This window comes from Micromonospora polyrhachis, assembly GCF_014203835.1.
Lineage (GTDB): Bacteria > Actinomycetota > Actinomycetes > Mycobacteriales > Micromonosporaceae > Micromonospora_H > Micromonospora_H polyrhachis.
Genome location: NZ_JACHJW010000001.1, coordinates 1,532,302 through 1,552,545, shown reverse-complemented (window position 1 = coordinate 1,552,545; position 20,244 = coordinate 1,532,302). Strand labels below are relative to the sequence as shown.

At 70.3% G+C, this 20,244-nt stretch carries 19 protein-coding genes; 13 read left to right on the top strand and 6 right to left on the bottom strand.

All coding sequences use genetic code 11. The features are described from left to right. Nucleotide 1 precedes the first annotated feature (1 nt). From rpmF to FHR38_RS06190, 7 genes are all read left to right on the top strand, one after another. A complete protein-coding gene (gene rpmF, locus FHR38_RS06220) occupies nucleotides 2-175 on the top strand; it encodes a 50S ribosomal protein L32 (protein ID WP_184533598.1) in 174 nt (57 codons plus the stop codon). Nucleotides 176-290: 115 nt separating this feature from the next. Then, nucleotides 291-1,265, top strand: a complete 975-nt coding sequence (locus FHR38_RS06215; protein ID WP_184539308.1) for a phosphate acyltransferase PlsX — start codon at nucleotides 291-293, stop codon at nucleotides 1,263-1,265. A 22-nt stretch (nucleotides 1,266-1,287) separates the two neighbouring features. Next, complete coding sequence (gene rnc / locus FHR38_RS06210) at nucleotides 1,288-2,148, top strand: ribonuclease III (protein ID WP_246446332.1); 861 nt, start codon at nucleotides 1,288-1,290, stop codon at nucleotides 2,146-2,148. Next, a complete protein-coding gene (gene mutM / locus FHR38_RS06205) occupies nucleotides 2,141-3,001 on the top strand; it encodes a bifunctional DNA-formamidopyrimidine glycosylase/DNA-(apurinic or apyrimidinic site) lyase (RefSeq protein WP_184533596.1) in 861 nt (286 codons plus the stop codon). The genes rnc and mutM overlap by 8 nt, the downstream gene beginning before the upstream one ends. A 239-nt stretch (nucleotides 3,002-3,240) precedes the next feature. Continuing rightward, nucleotides 3,241-4,251, top strand: a complete 1,011-nt coding sequence (locus tag FHR38_RS06200; protein WP_184533594.1) for a trypsin-like serine peptidase — start codon at nucleotides 3,241-3,243, stop codon at nucleotides 4,249-4,251. Further along, nucleotides 4,248-5,168 (top strand): hypothetical protein, encoded by a 921-nt coding sequence (locus FHR38_RS06195; RefSeq protein WP_184533592.1) that lies wholly within the window; start codon nucleotides 4,248-4,250, stop codon nucleotides 5,166-5,168. Before FHR38_RS06200 ends, FHR38_RS06195 begins: the two co-directional genes overlap by 4 nt. Nucleotides 5,169-5,999: 831 nt before the next feature. Continuing rightward, the gene (locus FHR38_RS06190) at nucleotides 6,000-6,326 is read left to right on the top strand and encodes a DUF4333 domain-containing protein (RefSeq protein ID WP_184533590.1); all 327 of its coding nucleotides are present in this window, start codon (nucleotides 6,000-6,002) and stop codon (nucleotides 6,324-6,326) included. 208 nt (nucleotides 6,327-6,534) lie between these two features. On the opposite strand, the gene FHR38_RS06185 is transcribed toward FHR38_RS06190, so the two are convergent. Together FHR38_RS06185 and FHR38_RS06180 are read right to left on the bottom strand one after the other, a co-directional pair. Then, the gene (locus tag FHR38_RS06185; protein ID WP_184533588.1) at nucleotides 6,535-6,900 is read right to left on the bottom strand and encodes a nuclear transport factor 2 family protein; all 366 of its coding nucleotides are present in this window, start codon (nucleotides 6,898-6,900) and stop codon (nucleotides 6,535-6,537) included. Nucleotides 6,901-7,028: 128 nt separating this feature from the next. Beyond that, a complete protein-coding gene (locus FHR38_RS06180) occupies nucleotides 7,029-7,880 on the bottom strand; it encodes an endo alpha-1,4 polygalactosaminidase (protein WP_184533586.1) in 852 nt (283 codons plus the stop codon). 143 nt (nucleotides 7,881-8,023) lie between these two features. Here FHR38_RS06180 and FHR38_RS06175 point away from each other — a divergent pair, with 143 nt between their 5' ends. After that, nucleotides 8,024-8,899 carry an alpha/beta fold hydrolase gene (locus tag FHR38_RS06175; protein WP_221448921.1) on the top strand — a complete coding sequence of 292 codons (876 nt, stop codon included), beginning with the start codon at nucleotides 8,024-8,026 and terminating at the stop codon, nucleotides 8,897-8,899. A gap of 76 nt (nucleotides 8,900-8,975) precedes the next feature. Here FHR38_RS06175 and FHR38_RS06170 read toward each other — a convergent pair whose 3' ends face one another. Beyond that, a complete protein-coding gene (locus tag FHR38_RS06170; protein ID WP_184533584.1) occupies nucleotides 8,976-9,809 on the bottom strand; it encodes a CAP domain-containing protein in 834 nt (277 codons plus the stop codon). A gap of 378 nt (nucleotides 9,810-10,187) precedes the next feature. Here FHR38_RS06170 and FHR38_RS06165 point away from each other — a divergent pair, with 378 nt between their 5' ends. The 3 genes from FHR38_RS06165 (at nucleotide 10,188) to FHR38_RS06155 (ending at nucleotide 15,020) form a co-directional block, all read left to right on the top strand. Then, entirely contained in the window at nucleotides 10,188-10,382 is a 195-nt protein-coding gene (locus tag FHR38_RS06165; RefSeq protein WP_184533582.1) for a hypothetical protein, read from the top strand. Nucleotides 10,383-10,818: 436 nt separating this feature from the next. Further along, complete coding sequence (gene smc / locus FHR38_RS06160) at nucleotides 10,819-14,400, top strand: chromosome segregation protein SMC (RefSeq protein WP_184533580.1); 3,582 nt, start codon at nucleotides 10,819-10,821, stop codon at nucleotides 14,398-14,400. Then, nucleotides 14,400-15,020: an HAD family hydrolase gene (locus tag FHR38_RS06155; RefSeq protein WP_184533578.1), complete on the top strand. Its 621-nt coding sequence runs from the start codon at nucleotides 14,400-14,402 to the stop codon at nucleotides 15,018-15,020. The genes smc and FHR38_RS06155 overlap by 1 nt, the downstream gene beginning before the upstream one ends. A 76-nt stretch (nucleotides 15,021-15,096) precedes the next feature. Here the strand turns inward: FHR38_RS06155 and FHR38_RS06150 are convergent, their stop codons facing one another. From FHR38_RS06150 to FHR38_RS06140, 3 genes are all read right to left on the bottom strand, one after another. Continuing rightward, the gene (locus FHR38_RS06150) at nucleotides 15,097-15,627 is read right to left on the bottom strand and encodes a DinB family protein (RefSeq protein ID WP_184533576.1); all 531 of its coding nucleotides are present in this window, start codon (nucleotides 15,625-15,627) and stop codon (nucleotides 15,097-15,099) included. A 155-nt stretch (nucleotides 15,628-15,782) separates the two neighbouring features. After that, nucleotides 15,783-16,214, bottom strand: coding sequence for a MarR family winged helix-turn-helix transcriptional regulator (locus FHR38_RS06145; protein ID WP_184533575.1), 432 nt, complete (start codon nucleotides 16,212-16,214; stop codon nucleotides 15,783-15,785). Beyond that, nucleotides 16,204-18,024 carry an alkaline phosphatase D family protein gene (locus FHR38_RS06140; protein ID WP_184533573.1) on the bottom strand — a complete coding sequence of 607 codons (1,821 nt, stop codon included), beginning with the start codon at nucleotides 18,022-18,024 and terminating at the stop codon, nucleotides 16,204-16,206. Before FHR38_RS06140 ends, FHR38_RS06145 begins: the two co-directional genes overlap by 11 nt. A gap of 139 nt (nucleotides 18,025-18,163) precedes the next feature. Between FHR38_RS06140 and ftsY the strand changes: the two genes are divergently transcribed. Both ftsY and FHR38_RS06130 read left to right on the top strand, forming a co-directional pair. Beyond that, the gene (gene ftsY, locus FHR38_RS06135) at nucleotides 18,164-19,369 is read left to right on the top strand and encodes a signal recognition particle-docking protein FtsY (RefSeq protein WP_184533571.1); all 1,206 of its coding nucleotides are present in this window, start codon (nucleotides 18,164-18,166) and stop codon (nucleotides 19,367-19,369) included. Nucleotides 19,370-19,392: 23 nt separating this feature from the next. Beyond that, nucleotides 19,393-20,205 (top strand): phosphotransferase, encoded by an 813-nt coding sequence (locus tag FHR38_RS06130; protein ID WP_184533570.1) that lies wholly within the window; start codon nucleotides 19,393-19,395, stop codon nucleotides 20,203-20,205. Nucleotides 20,206-20,244 lie beyond the last annotated feature (39 nt).

The following is a 20,244-nucleotide window of genomic DNA, read 5'->3' as shown; positions in this document are numbered from 1 at the left end:
CGTGGCCGTCCCCAAGCGCAAGATGTCGCGCAGCAACACTCGGTCCCGCCGGGCGAACTGGAAGGTTGCGGCGGTCCCGACCGTGGCGTGCCCGCAGTGCAAGTCGCCGAAGCTGGCGCACACCGCGTGTGGTGTCTGCGGCACCTACAACGGTCGTCAGGTTCTCGAAGTCTGACGCCGGACGCCTAGTGACGCCCCCGACCACCGGTCGGGTGGCTCGCGCGCCCCGGCGACTGCCCGGTGCACCGGCTTCCACCAACGCCGGCCGTGAACTCTCGGCCGGCGTTCCCGTGGAGCCGGGCACCGCGCGGATCGCCGTTGACCTCCTCGGCGGGGACGAGGCTCCCGCCGTCGTGGTTGACGGCGCTCTGCGGGCGTTCGACGCCGACCCCGACCTGCACCTAGTGCTCGTCGGGCCACCCGAGGTGGCCGACGGGGTCCGTGACGTGCTGCCCCCGACCCAGCGGCACCGGATCTCCATCCGGGCCGCCCACAACGTCGCCGCAGCCGACCAACCGGCCCGATCCGGCCGAGCCGACACCTCCGTACGGGCTGCCGTGGCCAGCGTCGCTGAAGGTGCCGCCGACGCCGTGGTCTCGGCCGGGGCCACCGGCGCCACGGTGACCGCCGCAGCGCTCCTGCTCGGGCGCTGGCCCGGCGTACGCCGACCCGCTCTGGTCGCCACCCTGCCCGCGCTCGCCGGCCCGGTCGTACTGCTCGACGTGGGCGGGTCGCTGGAGGCGAGCCCGGCCACCCTGTCCCGACACGCGGTGCTCGGTGCTGCCTACGCATCGGTCGCCCACGCGGTCGTCGAACCCCGGATCGGGTTGCTCTCCGTCGGTACCGAGGCAGGCAAGGGCGATCGGGCCCGACGGGCGGCCGACCCGGTGCTCGCCGACCAGCCGCTGCCTGTCGGCGGGCGCTACATCGGGTTGGTCGAGGGGTACGAACTGGGGCACGGCGCGCGCGCCGACGTGGTCGTCACCGACGGATTCACCGGAAACGTGCTACTCAAGGCGATCGAAGGGGCGTACGCCATGGCCGGTGGCCCCCCGGCGAGCGGTGGGGCCCCACGGGCCGCCGCGCTGCTGGGCATCGCCGGTTCTGTCGTCGTCTGCCACGGGGCGGCCCGCGGCGACGACGTCGCCTCCGGCATCGCCCTCGCCGCCCACCTGCATCGTCGCGGTGCCGCCGCGGCGATCTCCACGCTGCTCGCCGATTCCGGCCGGGATATCCGCACGACCAACACCGAGGTAACCGCATGAGCAACGACAAGCGGGTAACCGCATGAGCAACGACAAGCGGCGGCGAGCGCCCGTCGGACATCTGGAGGCGGCGTTCGGCGTCTCGCTCGACCCGGAACTGCTGGAACGCGCGTTGACCCACCGGTCGTTCGCGTACGAGAACGGTGGGCTGCCCACCAACGAACGGCTGGAGTTCCTCGGCGACTCGGTGCTCGGCGTGGTGATCACGGCGGCGCTCTTCAACAACCATCCCGACCTGCCCGAAGGGCAACTGGCCAAGCTCCGGGCGAGCGTGGTCAACATGCGGGCGCTGGCGGACGTAGCCCGGGGGTTGGGGCCGGAGGGGTTGGGGTCGTACCTGCTGCTGGGGCGGGGCGAGGAGATCACCGGCGGCCGGGACAAGGCGAGCATCCTGGCGGACACCCTGGAGGCGCTACTCGGCGCGATCTACCTCCAGTACGGGCTGGACACCGCCTCGACCGTGATCCACCGGCTGTTCGACCCGCTGATGGCAGAGTCCGCCGGTCGGGGCGCGGCGCTGGACTGGAAGACCAGCCTCCAGGAGCTGACCGCCGCCCTGGGGCTCGGTGTCCCGGAATACCGTATCGACGAGGCGGGGCCGGATCACCTGAAGACGTTCACCGCCTGGGTGGTGGTGGCCGGCAACCGGTACGGCGGGGCTGAGGGCCGCAGCAAGAAGGAGGCCGAACAGCGCGCCGCGGAGACGGCCTGGCGCACACTCTCCGAGCAGACCGCCGAACCGACCGGGGCCGTGGAGCCGGTGGAGTCGACCGGGCTGGTGACGCCGGAGCAGGGGTCACCGGCCGGGCCGGAGACGCTGCCGGATCAGGGATCGCGGGCCAGGCAGGAGGCGTCGCCGGAGCGCGGGGGGCCGGGTGCCTGAGCTGCCCGAGGTGGAGACGGTCCGGCAGGGGGTGGCCAGATGGGTGGCCGGCCGGCGGATCGCCACCGTCGAGGTGCACCACCCGCGCGCCATCCGGCGGCACCTGCCCGGCGCGGAGCACTTCGCCACCGTACTTGTCGGGCGGACCGTGCTCGACGCGTGCCGGCGCGGCAAGTACCTCTGGCTGCCGCTGGACAGCGGTGACGCGATCGTCGGGCACCTCGGCATGTCCGGGCAACTTCTCGTGCAGCCGGCGGAGGCGCCGGACGAGACGCACCTACGGGTGCGGTTCACCTTCGACGACGATGGGCCGCAGCTGCGCTTCGTCGACCAGCGCACCTTTGGCGGCTTGGCGGTATCCGAGGGTGGTGCCGCCCTGCCCGCCGAGATCGCACACATCGCCCGGGACCCGATGGACCCCGAGTTCTCCGACGCCGACTTCCTGGCCGGGCTGCGCCGCCGACGTACCGAGGTCAAGCGGGCGCTGCTCGACCAGACTCTGATCTCCGGGGTGGGCAACATCTACGCGGACGAGGCGCTGTGGCGGGCCCGGTTGCACGGGGCGCGGCAGACCGACACGCTCACCGGGCCGGCGGTTGGTCGACTGCTCGGGCACGTCCGGGACGTCCTCGGTGAGGCGATCAAGGTCGGCGGTACGAGTTTCGACGCGCTCTACGTCAACGTGAACGGGGAGAGTGGCTACTTCGACCGGGCCCTCAACGTGTACGGCCGGGAGGGCCTGCCCTGCACCCGGTGCGGTACGCCGATCCGACGCGAGCCGTTCATGAACCGCTCGTCGCACAGTTGCCCACGGTGCCAGCCCCGCCCCCGGGTGCTGGGCCGTAGGAGCTGACCGCCCGACCCGGCTCGCCGCTGAGGGACACACCACCACTGGCGGACCCATTGTGCCCGTCGGTCTTGTCAGTCGTGGCTGGTGCGCGTTCGATAGGCTGCGATGCCGCCGAACCCCGTCCCTTGTGCATCACTGCGACGGCTGTCCCGGCGACAACGTGATTCTCGTGAGTGGGGGGCAGGAACAGCGTGCGTCGGTGGTCTCGAAAGGCTGCCCTGAGCTTGGGCGGCGTTCTCTGCATGGTGCTGGTGACGGCCTGCGCGCCGACCCAGACCGGCATCCCTCGGGCCGGGGCCTACACGCCGAACCTTGAGGACGAGCTGGCGGGGGTCCGTGGGGTCGACATGCGGAAGGACTTCGCGGACTCGTCACAGTCGGTCAACGACTACTGGACCAGTGACCGGGTCAAGGACGCCCGGCCGCCGAACATGCCCCGCCCGGACGGCGACTCGACCGGCGGCACCAACGAACCGCCCATCTCGGTGGTCGTCCACCCCTCCACCGGTCCGCTGGGCACGGTGGCACCGGATGCGAACGGCACAAGTGATGCCGGTAAGGCCTGGTCGATGGCGGGGCTGAGCCGGCGGACCGTGGGGCGGCTCTACTTCACCTTCGACGGCCGGAACTACGTCTGTAGCGCAGCGGTGGTCAACTCGACGTCGGGCAGCGTGGTGTCGACGGCGGCGCACTGTCTGTTCGACACCGGACCGAAGCGGCAGTGGGCCCGAAACGTGCTCTTCGTGCCGGGTGACGAAGCGGGGCGGGCGCCGTTTGGCCGGTGGACCGCTGCGAGTGGGCATGTCACGCAGCAGTTCCTGAAGGGCGCCTTCTCCAGCGACAAGGGCACCCGGGGATCCGGCTGGCAGTTCGACACCGCGTTCCTGAAGATGCGACCACAGGGGGGCAAGACCATCCAGCAGGCGTTGGGGGCGCAGGGAATCGCCTTCGGCGAGGCACCGGAGGGCCTGATGGTGCTGGGATATCCGACCGCTCCACCGTTCGACGGGACCCGGATGCGCTACTGCTCCACGCCCAGTGCGCGCACGGCACAGGAGGTCTACGGAGACTACGGGCTGGCCTGCTCGATGACCCCGGGATGCTCCGGCGGGCCATGGCTGACCCGGTTCGACCCGGTCAAGGGGGCGGGTTACGTGGTGTCGACCAGTTCCGTCGGTGACGGCCGGATGCTCTACGGATCCACCATGGGCAAGACGGCGTACGACCTCTATCTCCAGGTGGACAAGAAATGACGGCATCGTCGCACCGCCGGCTTTGTACCCGTCGGCTGAGTCGGATCCTGGGGGCGCTGCTGGGGTGTGCGCTGCTGGTCGGTTGTGGCACGACCGAGGACGGGCTGGCGCTGCCCAGCCAGGAACAGGCCCGGGAGTACCAGAGCGCCAAGTTCACCGAGGCGCTCCAGGGGCTGGTCAGCTACTTCCGGGAGGCGACGAACATCAAGGGCACGGTCTTCTCGTTCGGCAGTTTCGAGGGAAAGAAGGCCAGATCCGAGATGGACACCTTCGTGCTCGGTAGTCCGCCGGCGATGCTGACCAAGTCGCGCTCCGGGCACGAGGGCGACAACATCGACACCTATCATCCGGCGGGGAGTGACAAGGACCTGCTGCTGCTCGGCAGCATGTATCGCACACTTGCCCCCACGCCGTGGGTTTCCCATCGGACCAGTTTCCCGGCGACGGGTTACTACATCTGCGTCATGGCCGGGGTCATGACCGGCTGCAAGATGCTGACGGCGATCGAGTTGACGCAGAAGGAGAACCCCAACGGGTTGCTGCGGAAGTACACCAAGCACCCGGATGGGCGGGTCGAACTGCTCACCGGGGTGACCCTGAAGGCGTTCCTGGAAGCGCGGGTGATGATCTTTCCGGATGTGCTTCGCGAGAAGATGACCGACAACATGATGACGCAGATGCTGCCGGTCCGGATCAAGTTCGCTCCCGACGGCAGTCTGGACATGTTCGAGATAAACGGGGTGGTGGAGGGCGGGCCGTCGCCCCTTGAGGTTCAGGTCGGCTACGACATCACTGGTACCGCGACGGCTGCCGACTTTCCGCCGCTGCCGTCTGGTTTCGATGTCACCCATTTGGACGAGAAGGCCAGGCGCGAGTTCTACGACAAACTCGGCGACATCAAGAACAAGATCGCATAATTGTCCACGTAGGACAGGAGCAGCATCGTGACCCAGCCACCCGGCCAGGGCCCTCACCCACCCGTACCGCCGCATCCCGGGCAGCAGCCACCCGTACCGCCCCCGCCGGGTTGGCCCACGCCGGGCCAGCGCCAACGTCAGCCGCAACCTGGTCAGCCCCAGCCCCAGCCCCAGGGCCAGCCTGGTCAGCCTCAGCCCGGTCACCCTCAGCCTGGTCAGCCTCAGCCCGGTCACCCTCAGCCTGGTCAGCAGCAGGGCCACCCTCAGCCTGGTCAGCCGTGGCCAGCGCAACCGCCGACTGGCTGGCAACAGCAGCCCCACCAGCGCCAGCCGGCTCCGCACCAGCCGGCTCGTGCCCCGTACCAGCCCGCCCCGCCCCTGCCGGGCCAGGCCGGGTTCGCCGGACCGCACCGGGCATCGCCCCCAGGGCCACCGCCGGTACCCGGACACCCAGGACCGCCGACCGGGTGGCAGCCACCGACGGCCATGCCAGATCAGCGGTACGCAAACCCGCCGGCCCCGCCTGTTTCCCCGTCGCCGACTCCGCTGCCTCCGCCGCCGGCTGCCCCGCTGCTCCCACCATCGGCTGCCCCGCTGCCACCGTCGCCCCCATCACCCGCGGCTCGGCCGACTTCGCTGCCTCCACCGCCCCCACTACCGGCTGCTTCAGCGATCCCGCAGCAGCCCGCCCAGGGACAGCGACCGCCCGGCGGGCAGCAGTCGACCCCGTACTCCGCTCCTGCCCCGCCCCCGGGCGCGGCCCGGCAGGGGCAGGCCACCGGTTCAGCCCAGTGGACCACCCCACCGCCGGCACCGACGGCCGGAGCGCCCATGGCGAAACCTCGGCGGAAGATCGGCAAGATGCTGCTGATCACCACCGGTGCGGTGGCGGTCGTGATCGTGGCTGCCGTGGTGCTCGTACGCCTGTTCAGCACGCCGGTCTTCGACAGTAAGGCGATGGAACGGGGCATCGCCGGGGTGATCACGAAGGACTTCGGCGAAGGCGACGTCACCGACGTGCGGTGCCCGTCCGGTCAGAAGGTCGAGAAGGATGCCACCTTCACCTGCACGGCAAAGATCAAGGGAGCCGAGAAGCGGGTGACCATCAAGGTCCTCAACGAGCAGAACGGTGAGTACGAGGTGGGTCAGCCGCACTAGTCGGTTTGCGCCTCGGCGAATCTTGGTGAGATTTGGCCCGCCGTGGGACATTTTTCGCCAAGATCTGCCGAGCATGGGCGATCGCGGCCGCTGTCGGAGGCACCCCACCCGAGCCGGTTCGCCGCGCGGCTATCTCGAGCCGGTCCGGGTCACCGTCGGCATCGACGAGCAGCGGCCGGTCATGAGACGTGGAGCGTTGGCGGGCGGCTCAGCGGTAGTCGTTCTCCTTCAGCTCGATCACCCAGGCCCGGCGTTCGGCGATTTTGCCATCGCGCATGACGAAGACCTCGGCCATGGACATGCGTATCACCTCGCCGGTGTCGCGCGTCGCCGAGCCGGTGAGTTCCGCCATGACGACATCGTCCTGCTCGACCATGCGTACGACTTCGAGTTGGGGCGGCCCGATGAAACCCGGGCCCTCGATGGCCTCGTCGTACGCCTGCTTGCCGGTCAACTGGAAGGCGCCGTAGACGGTCCATCCGATGTCGTCGGTGAGGCAGGACAGGATCTGCTCATGGTCGCCCTTGCGGAAGCCGTCCAGGTAGGTCTCGACGGTCTCGGTGTTCCTCGACATGCTGCGTTGCCTCCTTCGTGGTTGACCTGTTCCGATCGGCCAACCTGTTCTGATCGGTTGACCTGCTTCGAGCGGTCGACCTGATCGGAGGAGCCGGATGGAGCACGACCCGGGCCGCCTCGAACCGATCAGTCGGGACAGGGGTCACGCCAGGCGTCCAGGATGCGGTTCTTGCGCATCGAGACGAAGCCGTAGCCGACTGTCTCTACACAGAAGGTCGAGGTCGGCTGGTCGTACTCGACATGGAGGACCGGCTTGCCGGCCTCCACGAATGGCAGTAGCCGGGCGCATTCGCGCCGCCGGGAGCACCCTTCGTTGACGACGAAGTCGAACTCCGGCTGCAATGCCATGACCTGGTCGACGTCGTTGGTCAGCCCGGGGGAGAGGTGCAACGAGCGGATCAGCCCGGCCAGCCGGCGGTTGAAGACGAGCTGGTCGTCGAAGGTGAGCGGGAATCCGGACCGGTGGGCGTACCCGTCCATGTGGGCGGGCATCACCGCTTCGAACCCCTTGCCCCGGCAGAGCCGGAACCGGTCGGCCAGGATCGGCTCGATCACCGACCACTGGCGGATGTCCAGCCAGCGTCCGCCGTTCCGGTCGTCGTCGGTAGGAGGAACCCCGGTCGCTGCCCCGAGGACCGGGGCGGGGAACCGGGCGACGTCCGGACGGTCCGGCCGGGCGGTCCCGACCTCGACGTAGCAGACGAGTCGCCGGTCGCGACCGGCCAACCGGCGTACGTCCTCGGCCGGGGTGGTGAACGGGTCGAGGACGAACACCCGAGCCTCGGCCTCCGGGTCGAGTTCACCGCTGAGCTGCCACTGCCAACTGGAGACAGGACCGTGTGGCCACGGGGTCGCGGGTGCGCGACCACCAGGGATCCGGCACCCGGCGAGCGCCCCGAGCAGGGCCAGTACGGCCAGCCCGACGATTGCCGTCGCCGTCCTCGGGCCGTTCCGGTGGCCGACGTTCCCGCCCGACATCTCAGTGCGTTGCGCCCCGCACGGGCACACCCCCTCGCCGGAACAACGATTCGGCGGCCGGTGACGGCACGGGAACCCTCGGGTGCGCGCCGACGCAAACCGGCCGATCGTGGATGTCGGAGCTGGCCTCTAGGGTCACCACCATGACGACGATCCAGACACACACGCTTGCCGTACCCGGTGTCGAGCTGGTCTACGACGTGCGCGGCCCGCTTCCGCCGGCCGGCGGTCGGCCGGCGCTACTCATGGTTGGTCAGCCGATGACGGCGGAGGGTTTCACCGCCCTCGCCGACAACTTCCCGGACCGTACGGTCGTCACCTATGACCCGCGTGGCCTGGGTCGCAGCGTTCGTGCCGACGGCCGGTCAGACCACACACCGCAGCAGCAGGCAGCCGATCTGCACCTACTGATCGAGGTGCTCGATGCCGGTCCGGTCGAGGTCTTCGCGAGTAGTGGTGGCGCGGTGACGGCACTCGAACTGGTCGCGTCCCATCCGGCCGACGTCGCCACGCTGGTGGCGCACGAGCCCCCGATCAACGCCGTGCTTCCCGATGCCGCAGCCGCCGAGCGGGCCCGGGCCGCCTTCCACGAGGCGTACCAGACGAACGGTTTTGGCGCGGGGATGGCCGCGTTCGTCGCGATGACGTCCTGGCAGGGCGAGTTCACCGATGACTACTTCGCCCAGCCCACCCCCGACCCGGCGATGTTCGGCATGCCAACCGACGACGACGGCACCCGCGACGACCCGCTGCTGTCGAAGGCTTCCTGGGCAATCACCGACTACCGTCCCGACGCGAGGGCACTCACTGCGGCACCTACCCGGATCGTGATCGCGGTCGGCGAGGAATCGGGGGCAACGTACACGGCGCGTACCGCGCACGGCACCGCAGCACTGCTCGGCCAGCAGGCGACGGTGTTCCCGAGCCATCACGGCGGCTTCGTCGGTGGCGAGTCCGGTTACGCGGGCAAGCCCGAGGAGTTCGCCGCGAGGCTCCGCGAGGTCCTGGCCACCGGGTAGCCGGCTCGGCTCCGCGAGGTCCTGGCCACCGGGTAGCCGGCTCGGCTCCGCGCGGTCTTGGCGACCGGCTGGCTGGCTAGGCGACGGAACCGAAGACCTGGGTCCAGTAGAGGGTGCCGTCGGCGGCGGCGACCACGCCAATGCCGATCGCCCTGGCCTGGCAGTTGAGGATGTTCGCGCGGTGGCCGGGGCTGTTCATCCAGCCCTCCATGACCGCAGCCGGGGTCCGGTAGCCGGCGGCGACGTTCTCGCCGATCGCGTTCTGGTAACCGGCCCGCTGGGCCCGCTGTACGAAGGAACTGCCGTCACTGCCGGTGTGCGACATCTTGTCGTTGGCGGCCTGGTCGGCGCTGTGCTGCCGGGCCGAGGTGGCCAGCTTTGTGTTGATCTTTACCGTGCCGCACCCGTTCGCGCTGCGTTCCTGATTGACGATCGCGAGCACCTGTTCCTCCCGGCTGTCCCCGGCGGTGACGGCCGCCGGGGTCCGGCTGGGGGTGCGCTGCGGAGCGGTGGTGGCCGGTGTCGTCCTGCGGGTGGGCGAGGTGCTGGGGGCGGCGGTCGTGGGGGAGCCGGTCGATTGCGATGGGGACGCCGTCGGGCTGTCGGAGGAGGCGGCAGTCGGCTGAGCGGTGCCGTCGAGCGGTCCGGAGCCGCCCATACCGCCGGGCAGTGTCGAGCCGTCTGCGGGAGTGGATGATGCGGTGGTGCCGGCGACGTTCGGTGGCAACAGGGTCGCGCCGAGGCCGACGAGGCCCACCAGTGCCGTACCGCCGGCGGCCAACGCCAGTCGGTGGGGGAACCGGCGGGGCATGCGGTGCCGCCCCCGGCTGGACGTGGGTACGACGTGCGGATCTGCCGAAGGCCAGTCGACCTTGTTGGTGTGGTCGAATCCGTCGGTCCTGTCGTACACGCCGTTGCCTCCGTCGAGTTGGCTTCGTGGGCGGCTGTGACGCTACGGGGGGCAGCCGGCCTGCGGCAACGCGGCTAAGAAAGACCTAAGGAAGGCCCCGAAGATCATCGTTGATGTCTGGGAGGTTTGCCGGCTTACCACGTTCGGTGTCCGAAACAATGATCTTTGTTTGTGTGGTGTGACGGCTCCTGAATGGGGTGGAGGTGCCGCGAGAGTGACCTGCGCCCCGCTTAACTTGACTTGGGCCGGGGGCAACTCCAATATGTAAGGGTCGCCAGTCGCGCCCAGTCATGCCCGCGTTTGCCTGCGGGAAGATAGTCGCGAACGAGTGGGCGCGCGTTGGCCGGCCTTTCCGGCAGCGCATTACAAGGAGACAATATGGCGAAGGCCCTCTACGGCCACGTTGGTGCGGCGCCCGATCGGCGCATGCTCGACGAGGTCACCCGACTGCGTGCCAGGGTTCAGGCACTGGAGTTCGAAATCACCCGGTTGCGCGCCGAGAACGATCGGCTCGCGGCTGCGGCGGCTGAGGCGGACGACCTGCTACGTCTCGCCGAACCCGCCCTGACCTGAGCTTCAGGGCGTTGGTGGAGCGACGGATCCAGCTGAACACCTGATCGCGCCAAACGAATCGCGCGCCGACACAGACCCTGTGGCGGCGCGCAGTTTTATGTCCGGGGCATCCGCGTCCGGGCATCTGCGTCCGGGCATCTGCGTCCGGGCATCTGCGTCCGGGCATCCGCGCGGGGGTGTCGGTCTTGTGTCGGGCGATCCGTAACCGGTCCTGTCCGCGCCGTTACGGCAATTTGCATGATCGCCGTCGGCACCGACTGTGATCGTGGCAGAACAGATCATTGGATACGCTGGTCGCGCGTGCCGCCGCCCGGTGACGGCGGGACCGGGACTACCCTGCGGTTGGACCACTGGTTGGGGCACCCGCCCGCCCGCGTCCGGCCCCGCAACCGGCTGCCGACGCCGCCGGAGGTCACGTCGGACGAGGATCGGGAACGTGCATCTCAAGACCCTGACGGTGCGAGGCTTCAAGTCCTTCGCCTCCGCGACGACTCTGAAGCTGGAGCCGGGCATCACCTGCGTGGTGGGCCCCAACGGCTCCGGCAAGTCGAACGTCGTCGACGCCATCGCCTGGGTACTCGGCGAGCACAGTGCCAAAGCCCTGCGGGGCGGCAAGATGGAGGACGTCATCTTCGCCGGCACCGCCGGCCGGGCACCGCTGGGCCGGGCCGAGGTGACCCTCACCATCGACAACACCGACGGCGCGTTGCCGATCGACTACACCGAGGTATCGATCACCCGGCGGATGTTCCGCTCCGGGGAGAGCGAATACGAGATCAACGGCAACACCTGCCGATTGTTGGACATCCAGGAACTGCTCTCCGATTCCGGCATCGGCCGGGAAATGCACGTCATCGTCGGCCAGGGACAGCTTGACGCCGTACTGCACGCCAAACCGGAGGACCGTCGGGCGTTCGTCGAGGAGGCGGCCGGCGTACTCAAGCATCGCAAGCGCAAGGAAAAGGCGCTGCGCAAGCTCGACGCGATGCAGACCAACCTCAACCGGTTGACCGACCTGACCGCGGAACTGCGCCGCCAGCTCAAACCACTGGGCCGGCAGGCGGAGGTGGCCCGTCGGGCCGCCGTCATCCAGGCCAACCTGCGCGACGCCCGGCTACGTCTGCTCGCCGACGACCTGCACACCCTGCGTTCGACCCTCGACAAGGAGATCGCCGACGAGACCGCGCTGCGGGAGCGGCGAGGGATCATCGAGCAGGAACACACCGAGGTGCAGCACCGGCTGGCCGAGTTGGAGGCCGCGCTCGCCGAGGACGCGCCCCTGCTGGCCTCGGCCCAGGACACCTGGTACAAGCTCTCCGCACTCCAGGAGCGGTTCCGCTCCACCGAGCAGCTTGCCCGGGAACGGCTGCGTCACCTCAGCGCCACCCCGGACGACGAGCGCCCCGGGCGGGACCCCGACCAGTTGGCGGCCGAGGCCGAGCAGATCCGGGAACAGGAGGAGGAACTGCGGGACGCCCTCACCGACGACCAGGTACGCCTGGCCGAGGCGGTGGAGGGCCGTCAGCAGCTCGAACGGCAGCTCGCCGAGGCCGAACGGGCACTCGTCACCGCCGCGAAGGCGATCGCCGACCGGCGGGAAGGGCTGGCGAAACTGACCGGTCAGGTCAACTCGGCGCGGGCCCGTACCGGCTCGGCGGCCGAGGAGATCTCCCGGCTCGCCGCCGCGCACGCCGACGCCCTGGCCCGGGCCGAGAAGGCCCAGGCCGAGGTGGACGCGGTCGCGGAGCAGTCCAGCGAGGCGGATCGGGACAACGCCGACCTCGACGCCCGGCACGCCGAGGCGGTCGCCGCGCACGAGGCGGCCTCAGCGACCGTACGGGCGTTGTCCGATGCCGAGCGCGCGGCGGAGAAGGACGCCGCGACGTGGAAGGCCCGGGAGGAGGCCCTGGCCATGGGACTGCGCCGCAAGGACGGCGCGGGTGCCCTGCTGGCTCGGGCGGACCAGGTGCCCGGCCTGCTCGGCGGCCTGGCCGGGCTGCTCACCGTCGCGCCCGGCCACGAGGCGGCGCTGGCCGCCGCGCTCGGGACACTGGCGGACGCGGTCGCGGTCAGCGGGATCGACGAAGCGGCCGAAGCGATGCGGCTGCTGAAGATCCAGGACGCGGGTCGGGCCAGCCTGCTGGTCGGCGGCCCGGCCGGACCGGGCATGGAAGGATCCGCTGACAGTCTGCGACCCGCCCTACCAGACGACGCGCGATGGGCACCGGATCTGGTCGGCTGCCCCGACGAGATCCGTCCGGCGGTGCACCGGGCGCTGCGTGACGTCGTACTCGTCAAGGATCTTGAAGCGGCGACCCGGCTGGTCGCCGACAACCCGGAGCTGCGCGCGGTCACCCCCGACGGGGACGTGGTCGGGGCCTACGCGGCGGCCGGCGGCTCGGCCAAGGCACCCAGCTTCATCGAGGTGCAGGCGGCGGTCGAGGAGGCTCGGACGAACCGGATCGCCGCCGAGGAAACCATCGCCGAGCTGCGCGAACAGCTCGCCGACGCCCGTGCCGAGGTGGCTGCGCGCAAGGACACGGTCAGCGCCGCCGCGGCAGTGAAACGGGAGGCCGAGGGGCAGCGCAACGCCGCCGCCCGCCGGCTGGCCGAACTGGGCGCCGCCGCCCGCTCGGCGAAGGGCGAGACCGATCGGCTCGCCGAGTCCCAGGCCCGCGCCGAAGCCGCCCGCGACCGGGACCTCGCCGGCCTGGCCGAGCTGGAGGAGCGGCTGCGGCTGGCCGAGGCCACCCCGATCGACGAGGAACCCTCCACCGCCGAGCGCGACGAACTGGCCGCTTACCTGCCGGCGGCCCGGCAGAACGAGATGGAGGTCCGGCTCGCGGTCCGCACCGCCGAGGAGCGGGTCGCCGCCATCGCCGGCCGGGCCGACTCGCTGCTGCGGCAGGCCAACGCCGAGCGGGCCGCCCGGGAACGGGCCGCCGCCCGCCGGGCCGCCCGCGCCCGGGGGGCGAACATCGCCCGCGCCGTCGAGACCGGGGCCAGAGAGGCGCTGACCCGGCTGGTGGTCTCGCTTGCCACCGCCGAGCAGGTCCGCGACGAGGTGGCGCAGGCCCGAGCCGCCCGTGAGGCCGAGTTGCAGGAGGTACGCGGCGCGGCCAAGCGGCTCGGCGCGGAACTGGACCGGCTGACCAGCGCCGTACACCGGGACGAGGTGGCCCGCGCCGAGCAGCGGATGCGCATCGAGCAGCTGGAGGTCAAGGCCGCCGAGGACTTCGCCCTGGACGTGGAGACGCTGCTCACCGAGTACGGCCCACAGCAGCTCGTGCCGCCGACGGAGGCGGATATCGCCGCCGCCGAGCGGGATGGCGTACCGGTGCCGGAGCCGGTGCCGTTCGAGCGCCCGGTGCAGGAGAAACGGGCCGCCAAGGCGGAACGGGAACTGGCCCTGCTGGGCAAGGTGAACCCGCTGGCGCTGGAGGAGTTCGCCGCCCTGGAGGAGCGATACAAGTTCCTCTCCGAGCAGTTGGAGGACCTGAAGGCCACCCGGCGTGACCTGCTCACCGTGGTCAAGGACGTGGACGACCGGATCTTGGAGGTCTTCGCCAGCGCGTTCGCCGACACCGCCCGAGAGTTCGAGCAGGTCTTCACCGTGCTTTTCCCCGGCGGCGAGGGCCGGTTGGTGCTGACCGACCCGGAGAACCTGCTCACCACCGGGATCGAGGTGGAGGCACGACCACCGGGCAAGAAGATCAGACGGCTGTCGCTGCTCTCCGGCGGCGAGCGGTCGCTGACCGCGGTGGCGATGCTGGTGGCGATCTTCCGAGCCCGGCCCAGCCCGTTCTACATCATGGACGAGGTGGAGGCGGCGCTCGACGACGTCAACCTCGGCCGGCTGATCACGCTTTTCGCCCAGTTGCGCGAGAAGAGCCAGCTGATCATCATCACTCACCAGAAACGCACGATGGAGGTGGCGGACGCGTTGTACGGCGTGACCATGCGCAGCGGCGTCACCGAGGTGATCAGCCAGCGGCTGTCCCGCGAGGAGGAGGACTGATGGTCAGGCAACGCCCGAGCGCGCTGCTCATCGACATGGACGGGGTGCTTCGGCAGTGGGACCCGGAGGTCCGTGCTGCGGTTGAGCGGAAGTACGGCCTGACCCCCGGAACGGTCCTCGACACCGCCATGCGATGGTCGCTGCTGCAACCGGCGGTCACCGGTCAGGTGAGCCACGCGGACTGGATGGCCAGTGTGGCCGACGCCCTGACCGAGGCCGTCGGTAGTCCAGAACTGGCCCGGGCAGTGGTGGACGAGTGTGAGATCTACCGGGGCGCGGTGGACGCCGAGGTGCTGGCCTTCGTCCGGGCGGTACGCGCCAACGGCATCCGGGTGGGGCTGGCCACCAACGCCACCGACGCCCTCGACGCCGACCTGGCCACGCTGGGCCTGATCGGCGAGGTCGACGTGGTGGTCAACTCCTCGGTACTCGGCGTACACAAGCCGACCAAGGACTACTTCCAGCAGGCGTGCCTGGCCGTGGAAACCCCGCCGCAGCAGGTGCTCTTCGTCGACGACTCCGATCGGGCGGTACGGGGTGCCCGGGTCGCCGGGCTGTCCGCGTACCGGTGGAGTGGCCCGGAGGGCCTGCCGTACCTGCGGGCGGCGTTGGCCGCCTGAGGTGTTGCCGGCCGGCTGACCGGTCGGTCGTCAGGTGACGTGCCGACCGGTCGGCCGCGCTCGGCGTGCTGGCCGATCAGTCGCCGGTGACGCCGTCGATCCGTTCCCGGATCAGGTCGGCGTGGCCGTTGTGCCGGGCGTACTCCTCGATCATGTGGATGTAGACCCAGCGCAGGCTCATCTCGTTGCTGGTGCCGTCGGGGCGTCGGCGTAGGAACGTCTCGTCCAGTCCGCGGCCCGCGACCGCCGCCCGGCACGCGTCCAGCTCCGTGTGGAAGGCGACGAAGTTGGCTTCGGCGTCGGCCTCGGCCACATCGTCGAAGTCGCCATCCACGTTGGTCTCCGAGCAGTAGACGTCGTCGAGTTGTTGGCCGGCGAAGCATTGCCGGAACCACCACCGTTCGACCTCGGTCAGGTGGCGGAGCAGGCCGAGCAGGGTCATCCCCGATGGCTCGACGCTCGCGATCTTGAGTTGTTCGGCGGTGAGGCCGGCGCACTTGAGCAGCAGGGTCTGCCGGTGATAGTCGAGCCAACCCTCCAGCATGATGCGTTCGTCACCGAGATAGGGCTCGGTGACCCGGTCCACTTGCGGGGCGGTCCATGTCATCGGGACATCGTGCCAGGGGGGGACAGATCAGGGCAGCAGCATATTCGGCGGTCGCGTCGTCCCGTGCCACCCCGGCCACCAGGCGGTCGGCGTTACGCTGGCGGGCATCGTGGTTGGTGCTGTGCCACCCTGGCTACCAGGCGGTCGGTGCTGCGTTATCGGGCATCGTCGTTGAACTGGTGTAGCAGTCGAGCGAACTCGGCCCGGTCCGTCGGCGACCACTCCCGCAGGATCTGCTGCAACTGTGCGGTACGGGCCTTGCGGGCCCTGTTGAACCGGCGGTGTCCCTCGTCGGTCAGGTCCAGCCGGAACGCCCGGCCGTCCACCGGATCGGCCTGTCGTTGGAGCAACCCCATCGTCTCCAGGGCGGAGATCTGACGGCTCAGGTTGCCCTTGCTCATCCGCATCTCGGTGGCCAGGTCGGTGAGCCGGGCCGGACCGCAGCGACGAATCCAGACCAGCAGCCCGTACGCGGTCGGCTCCAACGCCGGATGGACCTCGCGGGCGATCTCCCCGGACGTGGCCCGCGCCCTGCGGAGCAGGACGGCCAGCTCGTGCTCCACCGCCGAGACGCTGTCATCGTCCACCGGCAGTCTCCCTCATACGCAGGTTGTCCCGGTCCACCGTCGGATCCGATGGTTCGGTCAGTGCCTGCTGTGCGATGGGACGCAGGCGGCCGTCCTTGTCGGTGCCCTCGATGAGTACCTCGGCCGCGCGGTTCCGATGCACCAGGGTGCCCACCGCGTTGCCGAAGTAGGGCCCGGCGAGTTTGCGCCAGCGTACGGTCTCGCGGCGCAGGCCAGCGGAGCGGGCCAGGGCCTGGGTCGCTCCGGTGGGGCCACGCCACCAGCCCCAGCGCATCAGTGGTCGCATCGCGGCGGGCACCTGGTTGTGGATCGGGGAACAGGTCAACTGGTGTACCGGAGTGACGACCGGGTCGGTGAACCGGGCCCGAGCCACGTACGAGTGGTGCACGTCGCCGGAGAGCACGCTGATCGATGCTGGTGCGGCGTACGCCGGCCCTACCCCGACCCGGTCGCCGGCTCCGTCTCGATGGCCGGCTCCGTCCTGGTCGCCTACCCCGACCCGGTCGCCGGCTTCGACTCGATGGCCGGCTCCGATCCGGGCGAAGAGCGCCGCCAGCGCCTCGAACGACCGGTGGAAGGCGGCCCAGTGTTCCAGGTCCAGCCCACGCCTTACCCGTTCGGAGAGCCAGGCCACCCACCGGTGCGACGAGTCGGCCAGCCGTTCGTTCCAGGCCTCCAGGTGGTGGATGCCGGGCGGCAGCAACCAGGGCAGCGACGACCCGACCACCAGGTGGTCGTAGTGGCCGTGCGCCTGGTCGGTGAACCATGCCCATTCGCCGGGCGGCAGCATCGCCCGCTGTCCCGGTTCGAGGACCCGGCTGCACCGGTTGTCCAGCACCACCAGTCGGGTGCGACCGAGGTCCAGGGCGTAGCTCCACTGGTACTGCGCGGCCCGCCAGCGTTCCGTGTCGTGCGCCACGTCCGACTCGGTGTCGACCCGTCGGCCGAACTCGGTCAGTATTTCGGTGGCGTCCTCGACGGTGGTGACCTCGCGGTATACCGGGTCGGTCGCGATCTCGTCCGGGCTGAGGTTGCCCAGGTGCTGATAGACCCAGTACGACGCCAGCCCGGCGGTGATGCGTTCCTGCCACCAGGGGTAGTCCCGGGCGTCCGAGCGCCAGGAGGCCGAGGTGTTCCAGTCGTCGATGATCTCGTGATCGTCGAAGATCATGACACTGGGCAGGGTGGAGAGCAGCCAGCGGATCTCCGGGTCACGCCACGACTCCAGGTAGAGCTTGGTGTACTCGTCGTAGCTGACCACCTGGTCGGCCGGGGCCCCTCGGGGCCGGCGGCGCCGCCGCTTGAGCAGGTGCCGCACCGTCGGCGAGGTCTCGTCGGCGTAGACCTGGTCACCGAGGAGGACCAGCAGGTCGGGCAGGTTGGCGGCGGGATCGTCGGCGGCCATCAGCCGCCGGGCGTACGCGTCCAGCGCGTCCGGAGGCAGCCGACGAGCGGTCGCGTGCTGGGTGGTCTCCCGACATGAGCCGAACAGCAGCTGCACCGGCTGGTCGGTGTCATCGGCGGCCCGGGTCCGGATCACGCTCGGCGGGAAGTCGGTCTCCGGCTGCGGCCAGACCGGCTCGTCGTCGATGTGGACCTGGTACGACGTCGCGCTCGCCGGCTCCAGCCCGTCCACCACGACCAGGGCGTAGTGATGGTCGTACGCGCTGAAGGTGTGTGCCTCGCCACGGGCACCGGAGCGGGTCTCCACCCGGACCACGGCGGGGGCGCTGGTCTCCACCCAGATGGTGGCCCGGGTGCCAACGACCCGACGCAACAGCGGACCGATGAGAAGTCGAGTGCTGGACATGGCCGAACCTCCAGAGGTGGGGGGTTCATCCTTCCTACCCCCTCCGCGGCCACGCCAGCCGAGGGTATCGGCTAGTTCACTGGGCTGGGCGGGTGCGCCGGCTGGGCCGCCCGAGCCGCCATCTGTCAGGATTTGCCGCATGGACTACCTCGTCGTCGCGCTGATCCTGCTGGGCGTGCTGGTGCTCGGCACCATCGGCCTGATGGTGCCCCGACTCCGGCGCCGACCGGCCCCGCCCGAGCCAGCGCAGACCCGGCCCCCGGTGGTGGTCGAGGAACCGCCGCCGACCGAGGTGGCTCCCCCGACCGACGTCGTCGTACCGCCGGTCGAGATCGAGCCCGAGGTCGAGGTGGCCCCGCCCACCGAGGTCGAGGTGCCGGCACCTGTCCTGGAGACACCGGAACCGACCGCCGGTCGACTGATCCGGCTGCGCACCCGGCTGTCCCGCTCGCAGAACGTCTTCGGCAAGGGCCTGCTCAGTCTCCTCTCCCGGGACCGGCTCGACGAGGACGTCTGGGAGGAGATCGAGGACAGCCTGATCACCGCCGACGTCGGCATCGACGCGACCCGCGAGATCGTCGACCGGCTGCGGGAGCGGACCCGGGTGCTTGGCACGCGTACCGCCACCGAGTTGCGCGCGCTGCTCGCCGCCGAGCTGGTCAACGCCCTCGACCCGACTTTGGACCGGTCGCTGCGGACCGCCCCGCGCGAGGGGGCCCCGGCCGTGCTGCTGGTGGTCGGCGTCAACGGCGCTGGCAAGACCACCACCTGCGGCAAGGTCGCCCGGGTGCTGATCGCCGACGGCCGCAGCGTGGTGCTCGGTGCCGCCGACACGTTCCGGGCCGCCGCCGCCGACCAGCTCGCTACCTGGGCCAGTCGGGTCGGGGCCGAGGTGGTCCGGGGACCGGAGGCGGCGGATCCGGCCAGCGTGGCATTCGACGCGGTCCGTCGGGGTATCGATCTGGGCGTGGACACGGTACTCATCGACACCGCCGGCCGGTTGCAGAACAAGATCGGCCTGATGGACGAGCTGGGCAAGGTCAAGCGGGTGGTGGAGAAGCACGGTCCGGTCGACGAGACGCTGCTGGTGCTCGACGCCACCACCGGGCAGAACGGCTTGGAGCAGGCCCGGGTCTTCACCGAGGTGGTCGATGTCACCGGTGTCGTGCTGACCAAGCTGGACGGCACCGCCAAGGGGGGGATCGTGATCGCCGTACAGCGCAAACTGGGTATTCCGGTCAAGCTGGTCGGGCTGGGCGAGGGGCCGGACGACCTGGCTCCGTTCGAGCCGACACAGTTCGTCGACGCGTTGCTCGGCACCGAACCGCTTGGCTCTGACGCGTAGCCTGGAGTGATCATCGTGAGCCGGTGTCGCCGATCGGGGGACCGTACGTGACCGCACAGGAGATCCCGCTGCACGGCGGGAACGTCAGCACCGTCGTACGGGTTGGCGACACGGTCCGGCGCAACGTCGGCCCGTGGACCCCGTCGGTGCACGCCCTGCTGCGCCACCTGGAGTACGTCGGGTTCACCGGCTCGCCCCGCGCCCTGGGCATGGACGAGCGCAACCGCGAGGTGCTGTCGTACCTGGAGGGGGAGTGCGGGGAATATCCGCTCGCCCCGCACTGGGTCACCGACGAGGCGCTGGTCACCGTGGCGACCATGCTGCGTATGTTCCACGACGCGCAGTACGGCTTCACCCCGGCACCCAACGCGGTGTGGCGCTCGTTCGGACCGCCGCCCCCGGACACCGAGGTGATCTGCCACCACGACGCCGCCCCGCACAACGTGATCTGGCGGCCGGACGGCACCCTCGCCCTGATCGACTTCGACCTGGCCTCCCCGGGGTCACGGATCTACGACGTGGCCTACGCCGCCTGGACCTGGGTGCCGCTCTTCTCCGACCGGGACTCCTACACACTGGGCTGGAAGCGGCCCAACCGGCCGCGCCGGCTGCGGATGTTCGCCGACGCGTACGGGCTGATCCCGCGCGACCGGCACCGCCTGGTCCGGACCATCCGGAAGCGGATCGTCGACCACATCGAAGGGATTCGCCGGATGGCGGCGGCGGGTGAACCGGCCTTCGTCCGGATCGTGCACAAGGGCCACCTGCGCCGGCCGATGCGGGACCTGCGGCTGCTCGACTACGAGCGACACACCCTGGAGTACGCGCTGCGCTAGGCCCACCGCCGGGCAACGGTCGGTCCCGCGTCCGGTCGC